Source organism: Roseburia sp. AM16-25, assembly GCF_003473825.1.
In the GTDB taxonomy this organism is placed as follows: domain Bacteria; phylum Bacillota; class Clostridia; order Lachnospirales; family Lachnospiraceae; genus Pararoseburia; species Pararoseburia lenta.
Window position 1 is genome coordinate 142,126 of sequence record NZ_QUCW01000003.1, and the last position, 21,664, is coordinate 163,789.

Consider the following 21,664-nt stretch of genomic DNA (forward strand, 5'->3'; position numbering starts at 1 on the left):
TTATAATCGACCTATGAAAAACATAAGAAAAACAAGCGGTATTCTGCTGTGTCTGCTTGCTTGTCTTGGCGCTCTGAGTGCCTGTGGGAAAGAGGAATCGAACGAACCTTTTACCTATCGTGCGCCTGCCGCAAAGCAAGAGGAGGAGAAGGCAGACACGGAAGAAGATACGCAGGATTTTGTTATTGAACAAATGGATATGGTGGGAGAGACGATGACCCTGTATGCGCCGGAGTCTGAACGTCAGGTGCGCTATGCTTATACGCTGGGAACCCGTTTTATGGATAAGTATGGGGATTCTTATAGTTCGATCCATTTTACACCAGGGCAGGTTGTACAAATCGGGGACATTACGGCGGCATCTGCCCTGAGTAGCGTGAAGATGTCTGATCAGGTCTGGAATCAGACAGATGTCACCAATTACAAGATCGACATGGAAAAAGGGATCTTTACGATCGGGCAGACCCAGTACCGGATCACTTCCAATACTATGGCTTTTTCTCAGGATGCAAGCATTAGTTTGGATATGATCGGGACGGATGACACCTTGCAGGTTATCGGCAAGGACAAAGAGGTCTGGTCCGTCATTGTGACGACTGGGCATGGGTATATCCAATTGCAGAATTCTTCCATCTTTGTGGATAGTATGATCTGTATCGGCAACCGGATCTTTACTAAGATCACTGGGGATATGCTTCTGGAGGTGCCGGAAGGAACCTATGCCATCACGGTTGCCAACAAGGGCTATGGCGGAACCGGGACATATACCGTGGCACGCGGAGAGACAACGTTAGTTGATCTTGATCAGTTAAAAGGCAGTGGACCAAAAGTATGTCAGTTGACGGTTACATCTGAAGTGGCAGGTGCATCGGTCTACATTGACGGACAGCAGATCACGGTCGGACAGGCAGTGCCGGTTACCTATGGATCTCATACCCTAAAGGTTGTGGCAGAGGGATATGATGACTGGCAAAAGACACTGATCGTCAATTCCGAAAGTGCGACGATCTCACTGGATCTGGCAGAAAGTGAGAGCACGACAGGGGATAAGCAGAGTGAAGAAGATACATCAACATCTTCCGATACCGGTAAGAGCAGCGGTTCATCAAACAGCAGTACCAATAGTAACAAGTCTACCGGATCGACCAGCAAGAGTTCATCAAGTAGGAGCAGTTCGTCCAAGACTTCGGACAGCAGTTCTTCCAGTCTTACGGATACGGACTACCTGACGACCATTTCAAAGATGTTATCTACATTGCTTGACGAAAATTAGTCTGGCAATTATCATAAAAACAGAACACATATAAGGAGGATACTATGGGTTACAAAGAGCAGTATATGCAGTGGCTGGAAAGCGACTACATGGATGAGGCTACCAAGGAAGAACTGCGTCAGATCGCAGGAGATGAGAAGGAGATCGAGGAGAGATTCTACACGGAATTGGAATTTGGCACCGCGGGTCTCCGTGGTATTATCGGTGCAGGCTGTAATCGTATGAATGAATATACCGTGCGCAAGGCAACACAGGGGCTTGCCAACTACATCTTAAAGGTCGGCGGTCAGGATCGCGGCGTAGCGATCGCCTACGATTCCAGACATATGTCACCGGAATTCGCAGATGTAGCAGCACTTTGCTTAGCAGCAAACGGCATTAAGGCATATGTGTTTGAATCCCTTCGTCCAACACCGGAATTATCTTATGCTGTACGTAAATTACATACAATTGCTGGTATTAATATTACTGCAAGTCATAATCCACCAGAGTACAATGGCTACAAAGTATATTGGGAAGATGGTGCGCAGATCACACCGCCACATGACAGCGGCATCATGAACGAGGTTAAGGCGATCTCAGACTACGCTGTATGCAAGAAGATGGACAAGGATGCAGCCATTGCAGCAGGTCTGTATCAGACGATCGGTGCGGATATCGACGATCCTTATATCGAAGAGTTAAAGAAATTAGTCGTACATCAGGATGCCATTGATGCAGTGGGATCTCAGATCAAGGTCGTTTACACACCACTGCATGGTACCGGAAACATCCCGGTGCGACGTGTCTTAAAAGAACTTGGCTTTACCAATGTCTATGTGGTACCGGAGCAGGAATTGCCGGATGGAGATTTCCCTACCGTTTCCTATCCGAACCCGGAGGCAAAGGAAGCCTTCACTTTGGGACTGGCATTGGCAAAGAAAGTGGATGCTGATCTTGTTCTTGCGACAGACCCGGATGCTGACCGACTTGGCGTATATGTCAAGGATGCCAAGACCGGCGAGTATCATCCTCTGACCGGTAATATGTCAGGCTGTCTGATCGGCGATTATCTGATCGGACAAAAGAAAGAGTTACAGGGACTGCCGGAAGATGGTGTCTTTGTGCGTTCAATCGTCTCTACCAACATGGCAGATGCGATCGCAGACTACTACGGCATCGAATTGGTTGAAGTTTTGACCGGATTTAAGTTCATCGGTCAGAAGATCTTAGAAATGGAAAAGACAGGCAAGGGAACTTACCTCTTTGGTATGGAAGAAAGTTACGGCTGTCTGACAGGCACCTATGCAAGAGATAAGGATGCGGTTGTGGCTTCTATGGCTCTTTGTGAGGCTGCCGCATATTACAAGACCAAGAATATGACCCTCTGGGATGCTATGATCGCTATGTATGAGCGTTATGGTTATTATCAGGATGGCATTACAGCCATTACCTTAAAGGGCATCGAGGGCTTGGAAAAGATCGGACAGATCATGAATACCCTGCGTGCAGAGGCACCAAAGGAGATCGGTGCTTATCAGGTGACAGCCGTCCGCGATTATAAGAACGATACGATCACTGATATTGCTACCGGTGCCGTACGCCCGACCGGACTTCCAAGTTCCAATGTGCTTTATTATGAACTGACGGATGATGCATGGGTATGCGTCCGTCCTTCCGGTACAGAGCCAAAGGTTAAATTCTATTTTGGTATCAAGGGAAGTTCCCTGGCGGATGCAGATGCTAAGGCAGAGGCTATGAAAGCGGCTGTCAATGCCTTGGTAGAAAAGATGTTGTAGTATTCTTACACAAAGATTATTTATTATTTTGTATAATATGGCAAAACGTCGGGAAACCTTGAAAATATAAGGGCTTTGCCTTGACAAAAATAGGTAAAACCTTTATAAATATTTTTGTAGTTATTTTGGAGGCAGACCTCTGACATAATATTTTATTTTATATTCCATAGGAGGAAGTTAATATGAACAAAACAGAATTAGTTGCAGCTATGGCTAGCAAGGCAGATCTTTCAAAAAAGGATGCAGAAGCAGCATTAAAGGCATTTACAGATGTTGTTGCAGAAGAACTCAAGAAGGGTGAGAAGATCCAGTTAGTTGGATTCGGTACTTTTGAAGTATCTGAGAGAGCTGCTAGAACAGGAAGAAATCCTCAGACTGGCGCTGAGATGAAGATCCCGGCTTCTAAGGCTCCTAAGTTCAAGGCTGGTAAGGCTTTAAAGGATATGATGAACTAATTCATATTGTTTTATGAACATCTGGCTCAAAACTTCGGTTTTGAGCCTTTTTTGTATAAGCAGGAAGGAAGTAAGGACAATGCGCTTAGATAAGTTTTTGAAGGTGTCCCGTCTGATCAAACGCCGCACTGTGGCAAACGAGGCGTGTGATGCAGGGCGTGTCATGGTCAATGGCAAAGAGGCAAAGGCTTCGGTCAAGGTCAAGGTAGGAGACATCATTGAGATCGCCTTTGGCAACAAGCCGGTCAAGGTCGAGGTGCTGGCACTCTTAGATACGACCAAAAAGGAAGAGGCAAAGGACATGTTCCGTTACCTATAGGAATTGCTGTCATAAAGTTGGATTTCTGACATAGGATAGAGATATAAGAATGTATCAGGAGGAGATCCTATGGAAGAAAAACAGGTCATGACCAACCACAAATTATTGATGACGAACCGGAAAGGGATCAGCCTTACCGGGATTTTAGATGTGATCTCCTTTGATCTGCGGGAGATCTTATTGGAAACCTCGGAGGGGATGCTTACCATCAAGGGCAATGATCTCCATATCAACCGCCTGTCTGTGGAAAAAGGCGATCTGGAAGTAGAAGGCAGGGTAGACGCCTTGCTCTATTCCGAAGTTGTCTCCGCTAAGGCGATGGGCGAGAGTTTTTTAGGACGGATGTTTAAATAATGCATTTGTATTCTTTTGTGACGGAACAGGGACATATCCTCTGGGTCATGTTTCTTCTGGGCATAAGTCTGGGATTGGGATACGATCTGATCCGCACCCTGCGACGCATCAGCAAAATTACCAAAGAGGGGGCGGCTCTGGGCGATTTTTTCTATTGGATCGTTGCAGGTCTTGTTATTTGGCAGGTACAAAATGCAGAAACGGAGGGAATTTTACGTTTTTGTCAATTATTTATAGGTGCAGCCGGGATGATTTTGTATTATGCTATAGGTAGTAAGTTGGTAAGACGGATATTGTATGTCCCACTTGCTGTCATCTGTAAATTTTTTTCAAGCCTTTACCGCTATATGGGGAAAGGCTGTGATCGTCTGTTTGCCTTTCTGGCAAAATGGACAGAACAAAAAGAAAAAAGGGACGATATATGAGTAGAAGACCGAGAAAGAAAAAGAAAAATAAAAATAGCGCAGGAAGGATCTCTTTTCTCTGCATTGGTATATTCTTAGTGCTGGTGCTCTCCGTGCAGATGGTGCGCCTATACCAGAAGAATGAGGCCTTGGTGCAGACGGAGCAGACCAAGCAGAATGAACTGAGCGAGCAAGAGGACAAGCAAAAGGAACTGGAGGAACAGGAACAGTATATCCAGTCGGATGAATACAAAGAAAAAGTTGCCAAGGATAAATTGGGCTTGGTTTATGATAATGAGACGATTTTTCGCGAAAAATAGAACATAAAGATGATAGAAAAAAGATAAGCAGGACTTCCTTTGACAAATAATGCAGGGAAGTCCTTTTATAATAGCCTCTGCAAGTGAAATAGGAGGCACATTATGAAAGACAAGATTGCAAGAACTTTGATTTATCTGCTTCTGGGGCTGTTGGCCTGCCATATTAAGATGCTGGGATGCTATCCTTTTGTGGCAGTCATATTTGGGGCGTGTTATCTGAACGAGGAGAACAGGCGATTGTGTGTGCCGTTTTCCTATTTGTGGATGGTACTCTTTTTGCCGATCGCAGCCCTCTTTCGCTACGGCGTGACATTTTTAGTCTGGATGGTGGTACTTGCGATCTTCTGGCATATGCATATATTGGTGCGTCGCATGGGGCAGACAAGCCTTTTGGGCATGATCCTGGTGGCGATCACCTATGGCGGACGCGTGATGACGGCGACACAGACCATGACCTTTCCCTATGGGATCCTGCCAGTGCTGGAGGGGCTTTTGGTGGCTGGTGGAGCCTATTTTACCTGTCGGGGGATGGATCTTTTGGAGGAGGTCTGGCACAGTATGCAAAAAAAGACCGGTACCCGTGTCCTTCCCCTCCAGGCAAGAGAATATTCCAGAGCCATGAGTGGGCTGGCACAGAGCATGGAGGCGCTGGTAAGACCGAAAGAAGGGGAAGCAGGCATGGGATTTGTCGCCATGCAGCAGGAGTTGCGGGGACGGATCTGCGGAGATTGTGGACGCTACGAGACATGTCTGGCACAGGGGAGTGCCATGTCACTTGCCATGGAGCAGTTGTTTGCCCAGGCAGAAAAAGGACAAAAGATCGATCCGGTCTTACAGGAGAAGATCGGGCGGCAGTGCGAGCGGGCGGAACTTTTGATCCGGGAAGCACTGGGAATCTTTGAGCGTACCGAGTTAAATCTGGCATGGTATCGCCGCCTGTGTGAGCATAGGGAAATGATCGCCGGACAGATCGATGCCATGGCATATGTGATGGAAGACTGTATGGAGGCGGACAGGCTTTGCGATGACAAAGAACGCTGGCTTTTGGCAAAGATCCGTTTCCATTTGCGCGAGGTCGGGCTTAGGGTATGGAGTCTGCATTTTTACCGGCGGAAAAACGGAACCTGTCGGATCCTTATGGAACTGGCGGCGCGCGCCGGTGTCTGCATGACCAGCAAGGAGGTGCTGGCGATCATAGAGACCTGTACCGGACAAACTCTTATGATGGTTGAACAGAACCGCAGTATTGTGGGGCGCGAGCGGGCAGACTATGTCTTTGTGACAAGACCGAAACTGGAGTGCACCTATGGCGTTGCCAAGATGTTACAGCGGGGGCAGACGATCTCCGGGGACAGTTTCGGCACCAGACGCTTGGAGCAGGGAGTCTTTGTTATGGCACTATCCGATGGGATGGGCAGCGGAAGACAGGCACACGAGGAGAGTGATACGGTCGTCAGCCTTTTTTTGCAGTTTGCCGAAGCCGGTTTTACCATAGATATGGCATTGCGCCTGATGAATGCGGCAATGATCTTTGGCGCGGAGGCAGAACGATTTTCGACGCTGGATGCCTGTCTGGTGGACGAATATACCGGGATCGTGGATTGTTATAAGGTGGGGGCACATGTCTCCTTTGTGCGCCATAAAAGGCGGACGGAAGTGATCGAGGCGGACAGCCTGCCTATGGGAGCCAGTGCTTCCCTGGAGGCACTGCCTTTTCGGTCCTATCTGGAAGCAGGGGACTATCTTGTACTCGTTACGGATGGTGTGTTAGAATATTTGCAGGTTGAGGACGCGGTAGAGATGCTGCGTCAGTTGATCGAAGAACTGGCAGATACAGATGCCGTGACATTTGCACGAAAGATCATAGAGCGTGTCCTGCTCTTTACCGGAGGGACAGCGGCGGATGATATGACCGTGCTGGTCTTGAAGGCGTTGGAAAGGTAAGAAATGCAGCAGGCAAAATGGGAAGAAAGTGTTTGCAGATTCATAGAGCAGGAAGACCTCATACATCCGGGTGACGGTGTCTTGGTCGGCGTGTCGGGTGGGGCAGATTCTGTGGCGCTCTTACGCTTTCTATGGCAGATGCGTGACCGTCTGGGGATCTGTCTGCGCTGTATTCATGTAGAACATGGCATCCGGGGACAGGAGAGCCTGCGGGATCAATATTTCGTAGAAGAACTGTGCCGGGATCTGGGAATAGAGGAGCGGACCATATCGGTCAAAGACCGCCTGCAGGATGCGGTTTTAGCGCAGACGGCTGTGGAGGAAGCAGCGCGGGAGGCGCGTTATGCGGTTCTTACGCAGGAAGCCGAGGCTTGGGAAAAAGAACTGGGGCACCCGGTGCGCATTGCCTTAGCCCATCATGCCGGAGACAACGGAGAGACCATGCTTTTTCATCTGGTGCGGGGTACGGGACTGGAGGGCATGCGGGGCATGCCGGTCAAAAGGGGACGTATCATCCGTCCTTTCCTATCCTCAAGCCGGGCACAAGTGGAAGCCTATCTGGCGGGTCTGGGGCAGACCTACTGCCAGGACAGCACGAATACGGATATCCATTATGACAGGAACCGCCTGCGTCATCAGGTCATGCCGGAACTGCAAAAGATCAATGCTCAGGCAGGCGATCATCTGGGCAGGGAAGCCTTATATCTGGGGCAGGTGGCAGATTATATCCGACAGGTGGCAAAAGACCTGCTTGCCCAGTCTAGGCAGGGAGATCTGCTCTTGGCAGAACCTTTGAAAGACCAGCCTTCCTTTTTGCGGTGTCAGGTCCTATACCTGTGGCTGGCGGCTTATGTAGCCGGTCTGCGGGACATCAGCACGGCACATTTGGAAGCCTTGGATCAACTCTTTGCGGCGCAGACGGGGCGCAGAGTGGAACTGCCTTATGGCTTGAGCGTTGCCCGCACATACGAAGGCTTGGAAATGCGATATGGGGACAGTGGCCTTGAAAAAGAGGATCTTTGCCATACTTTTTCGGCGGAGGAGATCCAAGAAGGAATCCGTATCCCTTTGCCGGAGACAGGAAAATATATAGAGGTATCGAGTTTTTCCTATGATCCCAAGATGGAAATTCCTAGAAAATTCTATACGAAATGGTTCGATTATGATAAGATAAAGAATGCTATTCAATTACGCTATAGGCGTAAGGGAGACTATCTGACCGTGACGGCGTCTGGTGGTCGCAAGTCATTACAGGATTATTTTGTCAACGAAAAGGTATCCAGGTGGGAACGTGATCGGGTTCCGCTTTTATGCGATGGCGACCATGTGATCTGGGCGGTTGGTTATCGGATCAGTACGTATTATAAAGTAGACGATCATACAAAAAGAATATTAAAAATACAGATTTTGGAGGAAAATGAAAATGAGTGAGACAATCAGAGAGATGATCCCTGAGGCGGATCTGGCAGCAAGAATTGCAGAGTTAGGAGCACAGATCAGCAAAGACTATGAAGGAGAGAGCGTATATGTGATCTGTATTCTGCGCGGCGCATCTTTCTTTGCCTGCGAACTGGCAAAAAGGATCACCGTTCCGGTAACGATCGATTTTATGACAACTTCCAGTTATGGTTCCGGTACCGTATCTACCGGTGAGGTCAAGATCAAGAATGATGTCGAGATTCCGGTAGATGGACGCAATGTCCTGATCGTGGAGGATATCATCGACAGCGGCAACACTCTGCACTTTTTACAGGATGTATTTAAGGAGCGCAATGCCAAGAGCGTTCGTCTGTGCACCATGTTAGATAAGCCGGATCGCCGTGAGGTAGATGTGGACGTTGATTATGTCGGATTCACGATTCCGGATGAGTTTGTTGTAGGCTATGGTCTGGATTATGACCAGAAGTATCGTAATCTGCCATATATCGGGGTTGTAGAGTTATAAAGGAGGCAATCATTGAAAAAGAATAGAGTGGGTCTGGGCTTATATGTTGTGCTGATCCTGATCGTGGTATTTATCTGGTATTCCATTTCCAATCCACAGACGGCAACTTATACTTCCAGCCAGTTTGACAAGGCATTGGCAAAGGGCGAAGTGGCATCCGCAGTCATTCACCAGAATGAACAGGTGCCGACCGGATCGGTGACGATCACAACGACTGCCGGTGGGAAATTTACCGTCTATGTGTCTGATGTAGGCGAGTTGCAGGATACCCTGGATGAGGCAGGCGTTGACTACAGTTTAAATGATGTTCCCAACAGCGGCTTCATGGAGAGCCTGCTCCCAATGCTGATCGTTGTTGCGGTCGTATTCATCCTCTTTATGATGATGATGAATGCACAGGCACAGGTGGGTGGCGGAGCCAATACCAAGATGATGAATTTTGGCAAGAGCCGTGCTACGATGACAACGCAGGACAAGATGCCGGTGCGTTTTGCACAGGTAGCAGGTCTGAGAGAAGAAAAAGAAGAGTTAGAAGAGATTGTAGATTTTCTGAAAGATCCGGCAAAATACACCAAGGTGGGTGCCCGTATTCCTAAGGGACTGATCTTAGTCGGACCTCCGGGAACCGGTAAGACTTTGCTTGCCAAGGCAGTTGCCGGAGAGGCAGGCGTGCCGTTTTTCAGTATTTCGGGATCTGATTTTGTTGAAATGTTTGTAGGTGTCGGTGCATCCCGTGTGCGTGACCTTTTTGCAGAGGCAAAGAAGAATGCGCCTTGTATCGTCTTTATCGACGAGATCGATGCCGTGGCAAGACGACGCGGAACCGGTATGGGCGGCGGACATGACGAGCGTGAGCAGACCTTGAACCAGATGCTGGTCGAGATGGATGGTTTTGGTGTCAACGAGGGTATTATCGTGATGGCAGCGACCAACCGTGTTGATATTCTGGATCCGGCGATCATGCGTCCGGGACGATTTGACCGCAAAGTCTTTGTTGGACGACCGGATGTTGGCGGACGTGAGGAGATCCTGCATGTGCATGCCAAGAATAAGCCTTTGGGGGATGATGTGGATCTCAAGCAGATCGCACAGACGACCGCAGGCTTTACCGGAGCCGATCTGGAAAATCTCTTAAATGAGGCGGCAATCTTAGCGGCAAAAGAGGGCAGAGTTTATATCTGCCAGAATGATATCAAGAGATCTTTTGTCAAAGTAGGTCTGGGTACGGAGAAAAAGAGCCGTATCATTTCCGAAAAAGAGAAGAAGATCACGGCATACCACGAGGCTGGACATGCCATTCTCTTCCATGTCCTCCCGGATGTCGGACCGGTCTATTCGGTATCCATCATTCCGACCGGACAGGGAGCAGCGGGTTATACTATGCCGCTGCCGGAAAAGGATGAAATGTTCAACACCAAGGGTAAGATGTTACAGGATATCATCGTTTCTCTGGGCGGTCGTGTGGCGGAGGAGATCATTTTTGACGACATCACGACAGGGGCATCTTCGGATATCAAGAAGGCGACCCAGACAGCCAAGGATATGGTCACCAAGTATGGTTTCTCCGCAGAAGTCGGACCGATCAACTACGATAATGATGAGGATGAAGTTTTTATCGGCAGGGACTTGGCACATACCAGAGGCTATGGTGAGCAGGTTGCATCGACCATTGATGGCGAAGTCAAGCGCATCATTCAGGAATGTTATGCCAAGGCAACTGAACTGATCAAAGAGCATGAGGATGTTTTACACAAGTGTGCAGAACTCCTTCTGGAAAAAGAAAAGATCGGACGTGCAGAGTTTGAGGCTCTCTTTGGCGGTGATCCGATCCCGCAGCCGGAAGAAGAAGGCGTGGTTGTGGAAGGAATTTAAGTTGGGAAAAGGGCTTATGATTGTTATTTGAAAGACATTTTTGTACATGTTGCACAAAAACATCTATGCAAAATTAGTAACTTTGTGAACACTTATGGGTGGACGCATTATATAATAACAATCGTAAAAACCCCCCAATACATTATATAAATATTTTTGCTAACCCCATAGTAAAAATACCTTCTCCTAAAAAGACAGCGTTCGATAGCTGTCTTTTTTACTTTCTATTTTATTTTTTCTGTATTTGAGAAAAATCTAAAAAAATCCCTAGAAAAGACAAGATAAACTGAGTATGATAAAAGAAGATAACATGCGAGATAAGAGGATAAGAGTATGAATACAGAAGCAATTTACAGCGATGAGACAGGACAGTATGTGATCCCTATGGAGGCAAATCCGGGCGACCGGGTCACCATTCGTCTGCGTGTCGCACATGGGCATGCAAGGGAGATCTATCTGCTGGCGCAGGATACGCATTACCTGATGCGCCCGGCACAGGCAGGCGAGCGTTTTGATTACTATGAGACACAGGTGCAGTTGGGAGACCAGTCATTTTCCTATTGTTTTTCAATTCGGGAGAATGAGCAGGAGCAATGCTATTTTGATAAATACGGCGTGAGTCAGGAGATCCGACCGGAGTATGCCTTTCGCATCCTGCCGGGCTTTGCGACGCCGGATTGGGCAAAGGGCGCTATCATGTATCAGATCCTGGTGGACCGTTTTGCCAACGGAGATCCGACCAATGATGTGCTGGACAATGAGTACCATTACATTAAGACTATGAGCCGACAGATCAAGGATTGGAACCAGCTGCCAAATGCCGATTTTGGTGTGGCTGAGTTCTATGGCGGAGATCTGGAAGGGGTGCGGCAGAAATTATACTATCTGAAAAGTCTGGGAGTAGAGGTTATCTACTTCAACCCGTTGTTTGTCTCTCCTTCCAACCACAAATATGATATTGCAGATTATGACCATATCGATCCCCATTATGGCAAGATTGTCTTAGACCAAGGGCAGACCCTGCCGGAAGGTGCAAGGGACAATGCCGGGGCAAGTCGTTTTATCAATCGTGTGACGGCAAAGGAAAATCTGGAGGCATCCAATCAGTTCTTTGCGGATTTTATCGCAGAGGCACATGCCAGAGGCATCCGTGTGATCCTGGATGGTGTCTTTAATCACTGCGGATCTTTTAACAAATGGCTCAACCGGGAAAAGATCTATCGTCCTGACAAGGGCTATGCACCGGGAGCCTATGAAGCAGCAGACAGCCCATATCACGATTATTTTCATTTTTATGATGAAAACCAGTGGCCGGATAATGGTACTTACGAAGGCTGGTGGGGGCATGATACACTGCCGAAACTCAATTACGAGGGCTCGGAGGATCTCTACCGCTATATCTTGGAGATCGGGAAAAAATGGGTATCTCCACCTTACAATGCAGATGGCTGGCGACTTGATGTTGCAGCAGATCTGGGGCACAGCCCAGAATTCAACCATCAGTTCTGGCGTGATTTCCGTAAAGCAGTCAAGAGTGCAAACCCGGATGCCATCATTTTGGCAGAGCATTATGGGGATGCGTCTTCATGGTTACAGGGCGATGCCTGGGATACGGTCATGAATTATGATGCTTTTATGGAGCCGATCTCTTATTTTGTGACTGGAATGGAGAAACACAGTGATGCCTATGAGCCGGGAGCACAGGGCGACAGTGAGCGGTTTGAAAATGCCATGCGTTATTATATGACCAAATTTACAGGTTCCTCTCTTTATACAGCCATGAACCAGTTGTCAAATCACGACCATTCTCGCTTTTTGACCAGAACCAATCATAAGGTGGGCAGAGCCTCTGCGCTGGGGGTGGCGGCAGCATCCGAGGATATCAATATACCGCTTTATAAGGTGGCAGTCCTGATGCAGATGACCTGGCCTGGAGCACCGACCTTATACTATGGGGACGAGGCAGGCGTGTGTGGCTTTACCGACCCGGATAACCGTCGTACCTATCCGTGGGGGAACGCTGATTATCCTCTGGTTGATTATCATCGGGATATGATCATGGTGCATAAGTGCAGCAGTGCCTTGCGGCGCGGCTCCTTTAAATTCCTAAAGCGGATGAAGAACTTTATCTCCTATGGACGTTTTAACGAGCAGGAACGCTATGTGGTGGCTGTCAATGTAGGCGCGGAGACCCTAGAGGCAGATGTACCGGTCTATCTGGCTGAGGTGGCAGATGGTTTTATGGTACAGGCGATGCTCACCAACGAAAAAGGATATTCGATCATGCCAACCAAGTATGCCGTCAAGGACGGTATGATGCATGTTAGTCTAACGGCAAACAGCGGTATGGTCTTTAAGCAGGAAGTATAGAGAAGAAAGTGCAGGTGGCGAAGTGAGGACAAGAGAAGAAGCCTTAGTCTATGGGCTGTCATTTCCGGGAACTTATCAGGAAGCACCCTTCCATGATACGAATTGGCAGTTGGTGCGGGTGCAGGGCAGTAAAAAGGCGTTTCTATGGACTTATGAAATGGATGGACTCATCCATTTGAATGTCAAGGTGGATCCCCAGTGGCGGGATTTCTGGCGGGATGCTTACGAGGCTGTCCTGCCCGGCTATCATCAGAATAAAGAGCACTGGAATACCATACGGCTGGATGGAACCATACCAGATGACGATATCAAGCGAATGATCGCTGAAAGTTATGATCTGGTGACGGACAGTCCGACCAAGCGTATATATGAAGCCGTCAAGCGGATCCCAAAGGGGCATGTGGCAACTTATGCACAGGTGGCAAAGATGGCTGGCAATGAGAAAATGTGCCGGGCGGTCGGAAATGCCCTGCACAAGAACCCGGATCCGGACCATATTCCCTGTTTTCGTGTTGTCAATGCCAAAGGACAACTCTCCGGTGCATTTGCTTTTGATGGACCAGAGGAGCAGGCAAGGAGACTTCGGGCGGATGGTATTGTGGTAGAAAATGGCAGAGTCGATCTGGAAAAATATGGGATGAAAGACCCACAAGACGAATAAAAAAATTCTTGCGTGCGTAAAAAGCCTGTGCTATAATCTTATTTTGTCAGGACATGAATTTGTTTTGAAATGGGTGGTTTCCCGAGTGGCCAAAGGGGACAGACTGTAAATCTGCTGCATCTTGCTTCGGTGGTTCGAATCCACCACCACCCATTGCACGTAAGATGCTAACTTCGTCTGACGACTCGTTACCATCTAAGTGCTCGTAACAACACTTGACTACTAAGTTCGGACTTCACTTGCGTTCGTTCTCACTAAGGGTCAAGTACGTATCGCACGTAAGATGCCAACGGCGTTTCACTTGTTGTCATCTAAGTGCTCTAACAGGCCGCAGTGGCGGAACTGGCAGACGCGCAGGACTTAAAATCCTGTGGTGGTGACATCGTACCGGTTCGATTCCGGTCTGCGGCAGTTTCTGTAAGGAGGACTTCTTTCTGAATAGAAAGAGGTCCTCTTTTGTATAATAGGCAATTTATAGCAATAGGAGGGATCGGCGCATGGCAGAAAAAGGCGCAGACAATCGGAAAGAAAAAACTTCCCATCGGATACGCTACGGAAGCCTTATCGTCATGCTGGCGGTACTGATTTTGGGCATCGTATATCTGCACGGAATGGTGCAAAGGTCGGAAGAAAAAGCACCGGCAAGTCAGAGTGAAACGCCCGGAGCGGGGCAGGAGACGACCATCTTAGAGAGCATCGAGGATCTGAAAGCAGGGCAGATTCTAGATGCGGCAAGCCTTGATCTGAATGATCCGGACAAATATTTTACTTCAAGTCAGCTTACTGAGGAACAAAAAGAAGATATGAAGGGAAAATCTTATATAGATAACCCGGATATTTCTTACGACGACCTGTCTTGCCTTAAGGTCTTACATTATAATTATGAGCATGAGATACAGGTGGGAGAGATCGTTGTGAATACAAAGGTCGCAGAGGATTGCCGACAGATCTTTTTAGAACTTTTTCAGGAGGGATATGAGATCCATTCCATGTATCGGATCGATCGGTTTTACGGAGACGATACGACGCGTGATGCCGAGCAGGCTGATATCGACTCTATCAATCAGGATAATACCTCCGCTTTTCATTATCGTAAGATCGCAGGGACAAATGTCACATCTGAGCATGCATATGGCATGGCGATCGATATCAACCCTCTGGAAAATCCTTATGTGCCTGCAAATGATGTGACGGCGGCGGGAGCCAGCCCTTACTTGCAGTATGATCTTTATAAGGATCGAAGCAATCTTCGTCCGCACATGATCACGCATGAGGATATCTGCTATCAGATTTTTACAAGGCATGGTTTTACCTGGGGCGGCGATTGGAAGGGAACAAAAGATTATCAACATTTTGAAAAGGAAATGTAGCGAATGAAACGATTGACCATAGGTATTCTGGCACATGTGGATGCCGGAAAGACAACCTTATCGGAAGCCCTTTTGTATGAGACGGGGGCGATCCGTAGCATGGGACGGGTAGATCATGGGGATGCCCATCTGGATACCGATGCCATGGAGAAAGCGCGTGGAATCACCATTTTTTCAAAAATGGCACGCTTTGCGTATGGAGATGCGGAATATGTACTTTTAGACACACCGGGACATGCGGATTTTACAGCGGAGATGGAGCGTACCCTGTCGGTACTGGACTATGCCATTCTCGTGATCAGTGGGATTGATGGTGTGCAGGGACATACGCGTACCCTGTGGAAACTTTTGCAAAATTATAATGTTCCATGCATCCTTTTTATCAATAAAATGGATGTGAGTCACAGAGGCAAGGAAGAATTACTTTCTCATTTGCAGGAAAAATTAGCGGATGCCTGCATGGACTTTGGGGCTTTTTATGGGAATGCGCCTATGAGCGATCGAGACAAGGAACATATCGCCCTGTGCAGTGAACCGCTCTTGGATGCTTTTTTAAATACCGGTGACCTGGATCAGAAACTCCTGGTGGAGGCGATCGCAAAAAGACAGATCTTTCCGGTTTTATTTGGGTCTGCCCTCAAAGTGCAGGGAGTAAAGGAACTTTTGCGCCTCATGCAGGACTATATGCGTCAGCCGTCCTGGGGGCAGGATTTTGCTGCCAGATGCTTTAAGATTGGACGGGACGAAAAGGGCAACCGTCTGACTTATCTCAAGATACTGGGCGGGGCAATGCAGATCAAAGATAACCTGTCATATACCATTCCTTTTGCGGGGACAGACGGAGATACCGAGGAAGAAGGAGCAGAGGAGAACTGTTTGGAAAAGGTAAACCAGATCCGCCTGTATTCCGGGGAACGTTACGAGTGTGTAGATCGGGTGGAGGCAGGCGAGGTTTGCGTTATTTTAGGCTTGATCCGGTCTTATGCAGGTATGACACTGGGTGACTGCGCGCGGGAAGAACATGCGATCATAGAACCGGTACTTTCCTATGAAGTGATTCCGCCGGAAGGTTGTGCGCCTCATGTCCTGCTATCTTATATGCGGCAGTTGGAGGAGGAAGATCCGACCCTTCGTGTGACCTGGCAGGAGAGGGCAAGACAGGTGCATGTGCATCTTATGGGACCGGTTCAGACGGAAGTCCTGCAGCAGCAGTTGAAAAAGAGATACGGTATTCTGGTTACCTTTGGTGCAGGAAAAGTGCGTTATAAGGAGACGATACGCGGTGCGGTAGAGGGTGTGGGGCATTTTGAACCCCTGCGTCATTATGCGGAGGCGCATATACTGATCGAGGAACTGCCGCAGGGAAGCGGCATGGAATACGCCATGGACTGCCCACCGGATGTCCTGGATCTGAACTGGCAGCGCCTGATCTATACACACCTTGCGGAGCGAACACACCGGGGCGTTTTGACCGGATCTCCTCTTACAGATGTGCGCCTGACTGTTGTGAGTGGCAAGGCACACAAAAAACACACGGAGGGCGGAGATTTTAGACAGGCAACCTATCGGGCAGTTCGACAGGGACTGCGCAAGGCGCAGAGCGTGCTCTTAGAGCCATATTACCGGGTGCGGATCGAGATGCCGCAGCAGGCGCTGGGACGTGTTATGACGGATATGAGCAGGATGTATGGCAAGTTCGACGCACCAATCTTAGAAAATGAGACAGCCGTCTTGCAGGGAATCGCGCCGGTAGCCCTCATGCGGGACTACGGTGCAGTGCTGGCGCAGGTAACCGGTGGTCTAGGGCAGATGACACTTGCTTCGGAAGGCTATTTTCCGTGCCACAATCAGGATGAGGTGGTAGCAGAGATTGCCTATGACCCGGATAAGGATCTGCGCAATACCTGTGATTCGGTATTTTGTGGTCACGGGGCAGGCTATCTGGTGCCTTGGTATGAGGTCGAGGACAAGATGCATATGCCGATGGCGTCCTATCTGTATGAGAAAAAGCAGGAAGCGAGCATGGATCAGGTCATTGCGGCAGCCAAGGCGAGGGCGGAAGCCATGCGGCAGGGACAGCCCCAGGGCTATGACGGTTACGGCGGACTGGAGTCGGATTTGGAAGAGATCTTTGTCCGTGAATTTGGGGAGATCAAGCGGCGATTGCCGGGCGCAGAGAAGCGTGTGATCGATGCAGACAAAAAAGACCGGATGCAGGAAGCACGCGAAGCCTATCAAAAGGCACACGCCAGGGACAAGAAGGTTGCGATCAGAAAGAAATATCTTCTGGTCGATGGATATAATGTCATTTTTGCATGGAAAGAGTTAGATGAGATCGCCAAGACCAGCATTGACGGAGCCAGAGGCAGACTGCTGGATATCATGTGCAATTATCAGGGGCATGTGGGACAGGAAGTGATCGTTGTTTTCGATGCCTATCGGGTGCGTGGTCATGTGGAAGAAGTGGTGGATTATCATAATATCCATGTAGTCTACACCAGGGAGGCGGAGACGGCAGATGCCTATATTGAGCGCACGACCCATGATATGGCGGATAAATACGAGGTGACGGTGGCAACATCGGATCGTCGAGAGCAGATGATCGTCATTGGCGAAGGGGCAAGGCGATTTTCGGCAAGGGATCTGGAAAAGGAAGTAGAACGCGTCAATCGGGAGGCTATGGAAGCATTCAAACCGCTGGAATGAGACAATTTTTGACAGACAAGCCATAGGAGTATGTGGTATACTAATCTACATGGTATGAGACGTTTATAAATGAGGTAGCAATATGAAAATAATTCATTGTGCAGATCTGCATCTGGATTCCAAGATGGAAAGCAATCTGGATCGGGAAGCCGCCGGCATGCGACGGGATGAATTGCTGGATACTTTTGAGCGTATGGTGGCGTATGCAGCAGAGCAGAACGTGCGTGTGATCCTGATCGCCGGAGATCTGTTTGATAAGCCCAATGTACGAAAGACGGCAAAGACCCGTGTGATCGAGCAGATCAAGGGGCATCCGCAGATCGATTTTTGCTATATCAGGGGCAACCACGATCAATTGGATTTTGTGGAGGAATTATCCGAGCAGGAGGATATCACCAACTTAAAACTCTTTGGTACGGACGAATGGACATCCTATGATTATGGGGATGTGGTCATTACCGGCATGGAACTGGTCAAGGAAAACAGTCAGACCTTGGGCATGAATCTGGTGCTGGATCAGAACCGTGTCAATATTGTCGCTTTGCATGGGCAGGAATCGGACTATCAGGGCAATGACCGGACAGAGGTCGTAAACCTATCTATGCTGCGGGGCAAGTATATCGATTATCTTGCTTTGGGACATATCCATTCCTACAAAAAGGAAAGGCTGGATGACCGCGGCGTTTATTGTTACAGTGGTTGTCTGGAAGGGCGTGGCTTTGATGAGTGCGGAGAGAAGGGCTTTGTCCTTTTGGATATCACCGAGGGCAAGATCCATACGGAATTTGTGCCAATCGCAAAAAGGATGCTGCATGAAGTCAAAGTAGAGGTCGATCCGACGATGGATATGGCGGCGATCATCCGTGCTGCCAAGGAATGTGTGAAAGATATCTCATCGGAGGATCTGATCAAGATCATCGTGACCGGTGAGACAAATATAGATACCGATATTGATTGCGAGCGCCTGCGCCGCAGTCTGGATCAGGACTTCTTTTTTATCAAGGTCTATGATCGCACATCGGTACAGATCGATTATGAAAGTTTCCGTAATGACAAGTCTCTCAAAGGAGAGTTTGTCCGTCTGATGGAAAGACAGCATATGTCGGAAGATGAGAGAGCAGCCATTATTGAGTTGGGCATGAAAGCAATTATGGGCGAGGACATAGAAGTATGAAGTTAATTTCCTGTTATATTACCGGATTTGGGACAATCAAAGAATGGTCTTACGATTTTTCTGACGGCATGAATGCCCTGTGTCAGGAAAATGGCTGGGGAAAGACGACCTTTAGTGTGTTTTTGAAAGCCATGTTCTACGGCATGGACTATTCGGCACGCACCAAGATGCTGACCGAGCGCAAGCATTATATGCCTTGGGATGGCGGTGTCTGTGGCGGTTATCTGATCTTTGAGGCAGAAGGCAAGCGCTATCGGGTCGAGCGTAGTTTTGGCAAGACGGATAAGGATGACACCTTTACTCTGATCGATACCAATACCGGGGCAGCTTGTGACGATTTTTCACAGAATTTGGGTGAGGAACTCTTTCAGGTAGATCGGGATTCTTTTGAAAAAAGTATCTTTATCCCGCAGGCATCGGTATCAACGGCGATGACGGACAGTCTGAATGCCAAGATGGGAAATCTGGCATCGGCAAAGGACGATATCAACAATTTTGATGAGGCTTTGAACCGTGTCAGTGAAGTGCGTAAAAATTATACCAGGCGGAGTAAGGTCAACAACGGCAAGATCAATGTCATCAAGGAAGAGATCAGCAGATGCAGTGAAGTGATCGATAAGAAGGCGGCGATCTTAGACGGCTACCGCAAGCAGTTTGACAAGTTAGAGGAAAAGAAAAAGTCCTTAAATTGGATGGAGGCAGAAAAGAACCGTATCACGGAAGCCATCCGCACGCAGAGCAAGCGCGAGCAGGATATGGGGGCATATCGCCAGCAAAAAGAATTTTTGGAAAAACAGCAGGAAGAAATGAATGTCCTGGATGATTTCTTTGCGACCGGATTGCCAAGTGAGGAAGAACACGCAAAACTGGAAGATGTGGAGCGTCAGTATGACATGAGCCGGCGGACAGAGAAAGACTTAGCGATCAAATTGCCGCCGGAGCAGCAGATCAAGAAGTGGGAAGACCTCTTTGGGGACCAAGTACCGGATGAGGAGGATCTTTCCAAGTGGAAGGATATGTCTGTCCGCGTGCAGGAATTGCGGATGCAGGGAGAACACTCCAAGTTGTCTGAGGAGGCAACGGCACAGTTAGATCAGTTAAAATACTTCTTTGCCAATAAGGTTCCGACGGAGGAAGAATTATCCCAGATAGAAAAGGACGTTGTGGAACTGTCGCGTCTGGATGGTCGTATCGTGGAGCAGGATGAGAATTATCGAAACATCAAGGCACGTGTGGATATGGCACAAAAGACCGGCAGGACAGCGGGCAAGACGGCAGGGGTTCTAGTGCTTTTTATTTTATTTGCAGCCTTACTCCTGGGAGGATTTTCTTTCCGGATCCTTGCCCCGGAAGCAGACGGCAGTACGATCTATCAGATTCTTTGCTTTGTCGGCGCAGCAGCGACAGGAGTAGCCGCTATTATGCAGATCGGCAGAATACGATCTTTACATCGCAACAAGCAGGAAGACTTGCAGGGACAACTCGCAGAGGCTGCGGAGGCACTGGCACAGAGCCGGGAAACAAGAGAAGTCTTAGCAATCCGTTGTAAAGCATTTTTGGCTGATTTTAAACTGACACCGGCAGACAGCATGCAGCAGATGGTTTATGAGATACGTGTTAATCTGGATCATTATGTGCGCCTGCGGGATGAGGAGCATCAGGCGACAGCGCAGACAACAGATGCCGTAGAGGAAATGGCTGATCTGCGCATGGAACTTTATACTATATTAGACCGATATGCCCAGGTATATCACATGGATCTTTACCATGAGGGCAATGAGGCAGACCTTTTAGAACAGTTGAAGAAAGATAAAAATGCCTATGAGGAATACATTCACTGCCGTAAGCAGTTGGAATTGATCCGTTTGACCATGGAGGAACAGAAGCGGCTTTTGGAAAAATATCTGGGCAGATTTCCGTTGGAAGAAGGAACTTCCCTGCAGGAACAATTGCATCTGATCCGGAGCAAACGGCAGCGTTATGGTCAGTTACAGGAAGAGATCGCTAGTTTGCAGGAAAAGATCCAGGCATTTGCCGAGGATAATCAGGTAGAGGAGATCGCGCTTTCCGTCGAGCAGTTACAGGAGAAACAGGTACAGATCGATGAGGAGATCAAGGATATGCAAAAGGGCATCACACAGGATCGAGAGTCGCTGCACCAGTTGTCAGTCGAGTTGGACGGCATTGAAGATGCGGAGAACCGTCGTGATGTACTTCTGGAGGAAAAGGCAGAGTGCGACCGCAAGGTAGACCTGCTTACCAAGACCGAAGAATATTTAAAGATCGCCAAGGAGCAATTCCTGTCTACTTATATGCGGCCTTTGCGTCAGGGCATGGAACACTATATGGCGATTCTGGATGATAAATATAAGGACTCCGTCAAGGATATGGATTTTGATATTACCATGGATCTGTCCGTGCAGGTGCTGAGTCAGGGAAGCACCCATTCCAGTGATTATTTGAGCCATGGCTATCAGGATCTGGTAGGGCTTTGTGCCAGATTTGCCCTGGTGGATGTCTTGTATCATAAGGAACAGCCGGTGATCGTACTGGATGATCCTTTTACCAATTTAGACCAGCAAAAGATTACGCATGCCTTAAAACTTCTTGCTGACATAGCAAAGGAGCGGCAGATCGTTTACTTTACCTGTCACGAAAGCCGCATGCCATCTTAGTCTGGGATGATGATTTTCCCGCCTGTCAGATACCGAAAAAGTTC

At 48.4% G+C, this 21,664-nt stretch carries 17 protein-coding genes and 2 tRNA genes; all 19 read left to right on the forward strand.

Features of this window, described 5'->3' with window-relative positions:
• Positions 1 to 13 precede the first annotated feature (13 nt).
• The 19 genes from DW183_RS08040 to DW183_RS08130 all read left to right on the forward strand — a co-directional run bounded on the left by DW183_RS08040 (position 14) and on the right by DW183_RS08130 (position 21,620).
• The gene (locus tag DW183_RS08040; RefSeq protein ID WP_118281486.1) at positions 14 to 1,273 is read left to right on the forward strand and encodes a PEGA domain-containing protein; all 1,260 of its coding nucleotides are present in this window, start codon (positions 14 to 16) and stop codon (positions 1,271 to 1,273) included.
• A 44-nt stretch (positions 1,274 to 1,317) separates the two neighbouring features.
• Positions 1,318 to 3,051 carry a phospho-sugar mutase gene (locus DW183_RS08045; protein WP_118281487.1) on the forward strand — a complete coding sequence of 578 codons (1,734 nt, stop codon included), beginning with the start codon at positions 1,318 to 1,320 and terminating at the stop codon, positions 3,049 to 3,051.
• Between the two features lie 182 nt (positions 3,052 to 3,233).
• Positions 3,234 to 3,506: an HU family DNA-binding protein gene (locus tag DW183_RS08050; RefSeq protein ID WP_118281488.1), complete on the forward strand. Its 273-nt coding sequence runs from the start codon at positions 3,234 to 3,236 to the stop codon at positions 3,504 to 3,506.
• A 79-nt stretch (positions 3,507 to 3,585) separates the two neighbouring features.
• Positions 3,586 to 3,825, forward strand: a complete 240-nt coding sequence (locus DW183_RS08055; protein WP_118281489.1) for an RNA-binding S4 domain-containing protein — start codon at positions 3,586 to 3,588, stop codon at positions 3,823 to 3,825.
• Positions 3,826 to 3,894: 69 nt separating this feature from the next.
• Positions 3,895 to 4,179, forward strand: coding sequence for a sporulation protein YabP (gene yabP / locus DW183_RS08060; protein ID WP_118281490.1), 285 nt, complete (start codon positions 3,895 to 3,897; stop codon positions 4,177 to 4,179).
• Positions 4,179 to 4,604 (forward strand): spore cortex biosynthesis protein YabQ, encoded by a 426-nt coding sequence (yabQ, locus tag DW183_RS08065; RefSeq protein WP_118281491.1) that lies wholly within the window; start codon positions 4,179 to 4,181, stop codon positions 4,602 to 4,604. Before yabP ends, yabQ begins: the two co-directional genes overlap by 1 nt.
• Positions 4,601 to 4,903: a septum formation initiator family protein gene (locus tag DW183_RS08070; RefSeq protein WP_158573043.1), complete on the forward strand. Its 303-nt coding sequence runs from the start codon at positions 4,601 to 4,603 to the stop codon at positions 4,901 to 4,903. The genes yabQ and DW183_RS08070 overlap by 4 nt, the downstream gene beginning before the upstream one ends.
• Before the next feature lie 102 nt (positions 4,904 to 5,005).
• Complete coding sequence (locus tag DW183_RS08075; RefSeq protein WP_118281493.1) at positions 5,006 to 6,847, forward strand: SpoIIE family protein phosphatase; 1,842 nt, start codon at positions 5,006 to 5,008, stop codon at positions 6,845 to 6,847.
• A gap of 3 nt (positions 6,848 to 6,850) precedes the next feature.
• Positions 6,851 to 8,278: a tRNA lysidine(34) synthetase TilS gene (tilS, locus tag DW183_RS08080; RefSeq protein ID WP_118281494.1), complete on the forward strand. Its 1,428-nt coding sequence runs from the start codon at positions 6,851 to 6,853 to the stop codon at positions 8,276 to 8,278.
• A complete protein-coding gene (gene hpt, locus DW183_RS08085) occupies positions 8,271 to 8,792 on the forward strand; it encodes a hypoxanthine phosphoribosyltransferase (protein ID WP_118281495.1) in 522 nt (173 codons plus the stop codon). The genes tilS and hpt overlap by 8 nt, the downstream gene beginning before the upstream one ends.
• A gap of 12 nt (positions 8,793 to 8,804) precedes the next feature.
• Positions 8,805 to 10,664 (forward strand): ATP-dependent zinc metalloprotease FtsH, encoded by a 1,860-nt coding sequence (gene ftsH / locus DW183_RS08090; protein ID WP_243069544.1) that lies wholly within the window; start codon positions 8,805 to 8,807, stop codon positions 10,662 to 10,664.
• 333 nt (positions 10,665 to 10,997) lie between these two features.
• On the forward strand, positions 10,998 to 13,034 hold the full coding sequence (locus tag DW183_RS08095; RefSeq protein ID WP_118281496.1) for a glycoside hydrolase family 13 protein: 2,037 nt from the start codon (positions 10,998 to 11,000) through the stop codon (positions 13,032 to 13,034).
• Positions 13,035 to 13,056: 22 nt separating this feature from the next.
• The gene (locus DW183_RS08100; RefSeq protein WP_118281497.1) at positions 13,057 to 13,695 is read left to right on the forward strand and encodes a methylated-DNA--[protein]-cysteine S-methyltransferase; all 639 of its coding nucleotides are present in this window, start codon (positions 13,057 to 13,059) and stop codon (positions 13,693 to 13,695) included.
• Positions 13,696 to 13,766: 71 nt separating this feature from the next.
• A tRNA-Tyr gene (locus DW183_RS08105) sits at positions 13,767 to 13,848 on the forward strand.
• Positions 13,849 to 14,022: 174 nt separating this feature from the next.
• Positions 14,023 to 14,106: transfer RNA gene (locus DW183_RS08110), tRNA-Leu, on the forward strand.
• A gap of 86 nt (positions 14,107 to 14,192) precedes the next feature.
• A complete protein-coding gene (locus tag DW183_RS08115) occupies positions 14,193 to 15,065 on the forward strand; it encodes a M15 family metallopeptidase (protein ID WP_118281498.1) in 873 nt (290 codons plus the stop codon).
• Between the two features lie 3 nt (positions 15,066 to 15,068).
• A complete protein-coding gene (locus DW183_RS08120; RefSeq protein ID WP_118281499.1) occupies positions 15,069 to 17,771 on the forward strand; it encodes a translation factor GTPase family protein in 2,703 nt (900 codons plus the stop codon).
• A gap of 82 nt (positions 17,772 to 17,853) precedes the next feature.
• On the forward strand, positions 17,854 to 18,945 hold the full coding sequence (locus DW183_RS08125) for a metallophosphoesterase family protein (RefSeq protein WP_118281500.1): 1,092 nt from the start codon (positions 17,854 to 17,856) through the stop codon (positions 18,943 to 18,945).
• Positions 18,942 to 21,620, forward strand: a complete 2,679-nt coding sequence (locus tag DW183_RS08130; RefSeq protein WP_118281501.1) for an AAA family ATPase — start codon at positions 18,942 to 18,944, stop codon at positions 21,618 to 21,620. Before DW183_RS08125 ends, DW183_RS08130 begins: the two co-directional genes overlap by 4 nt.
• The last annotated feature ends 44 nt before the right edge of the window (positions 21,621 to 21,664 follow it).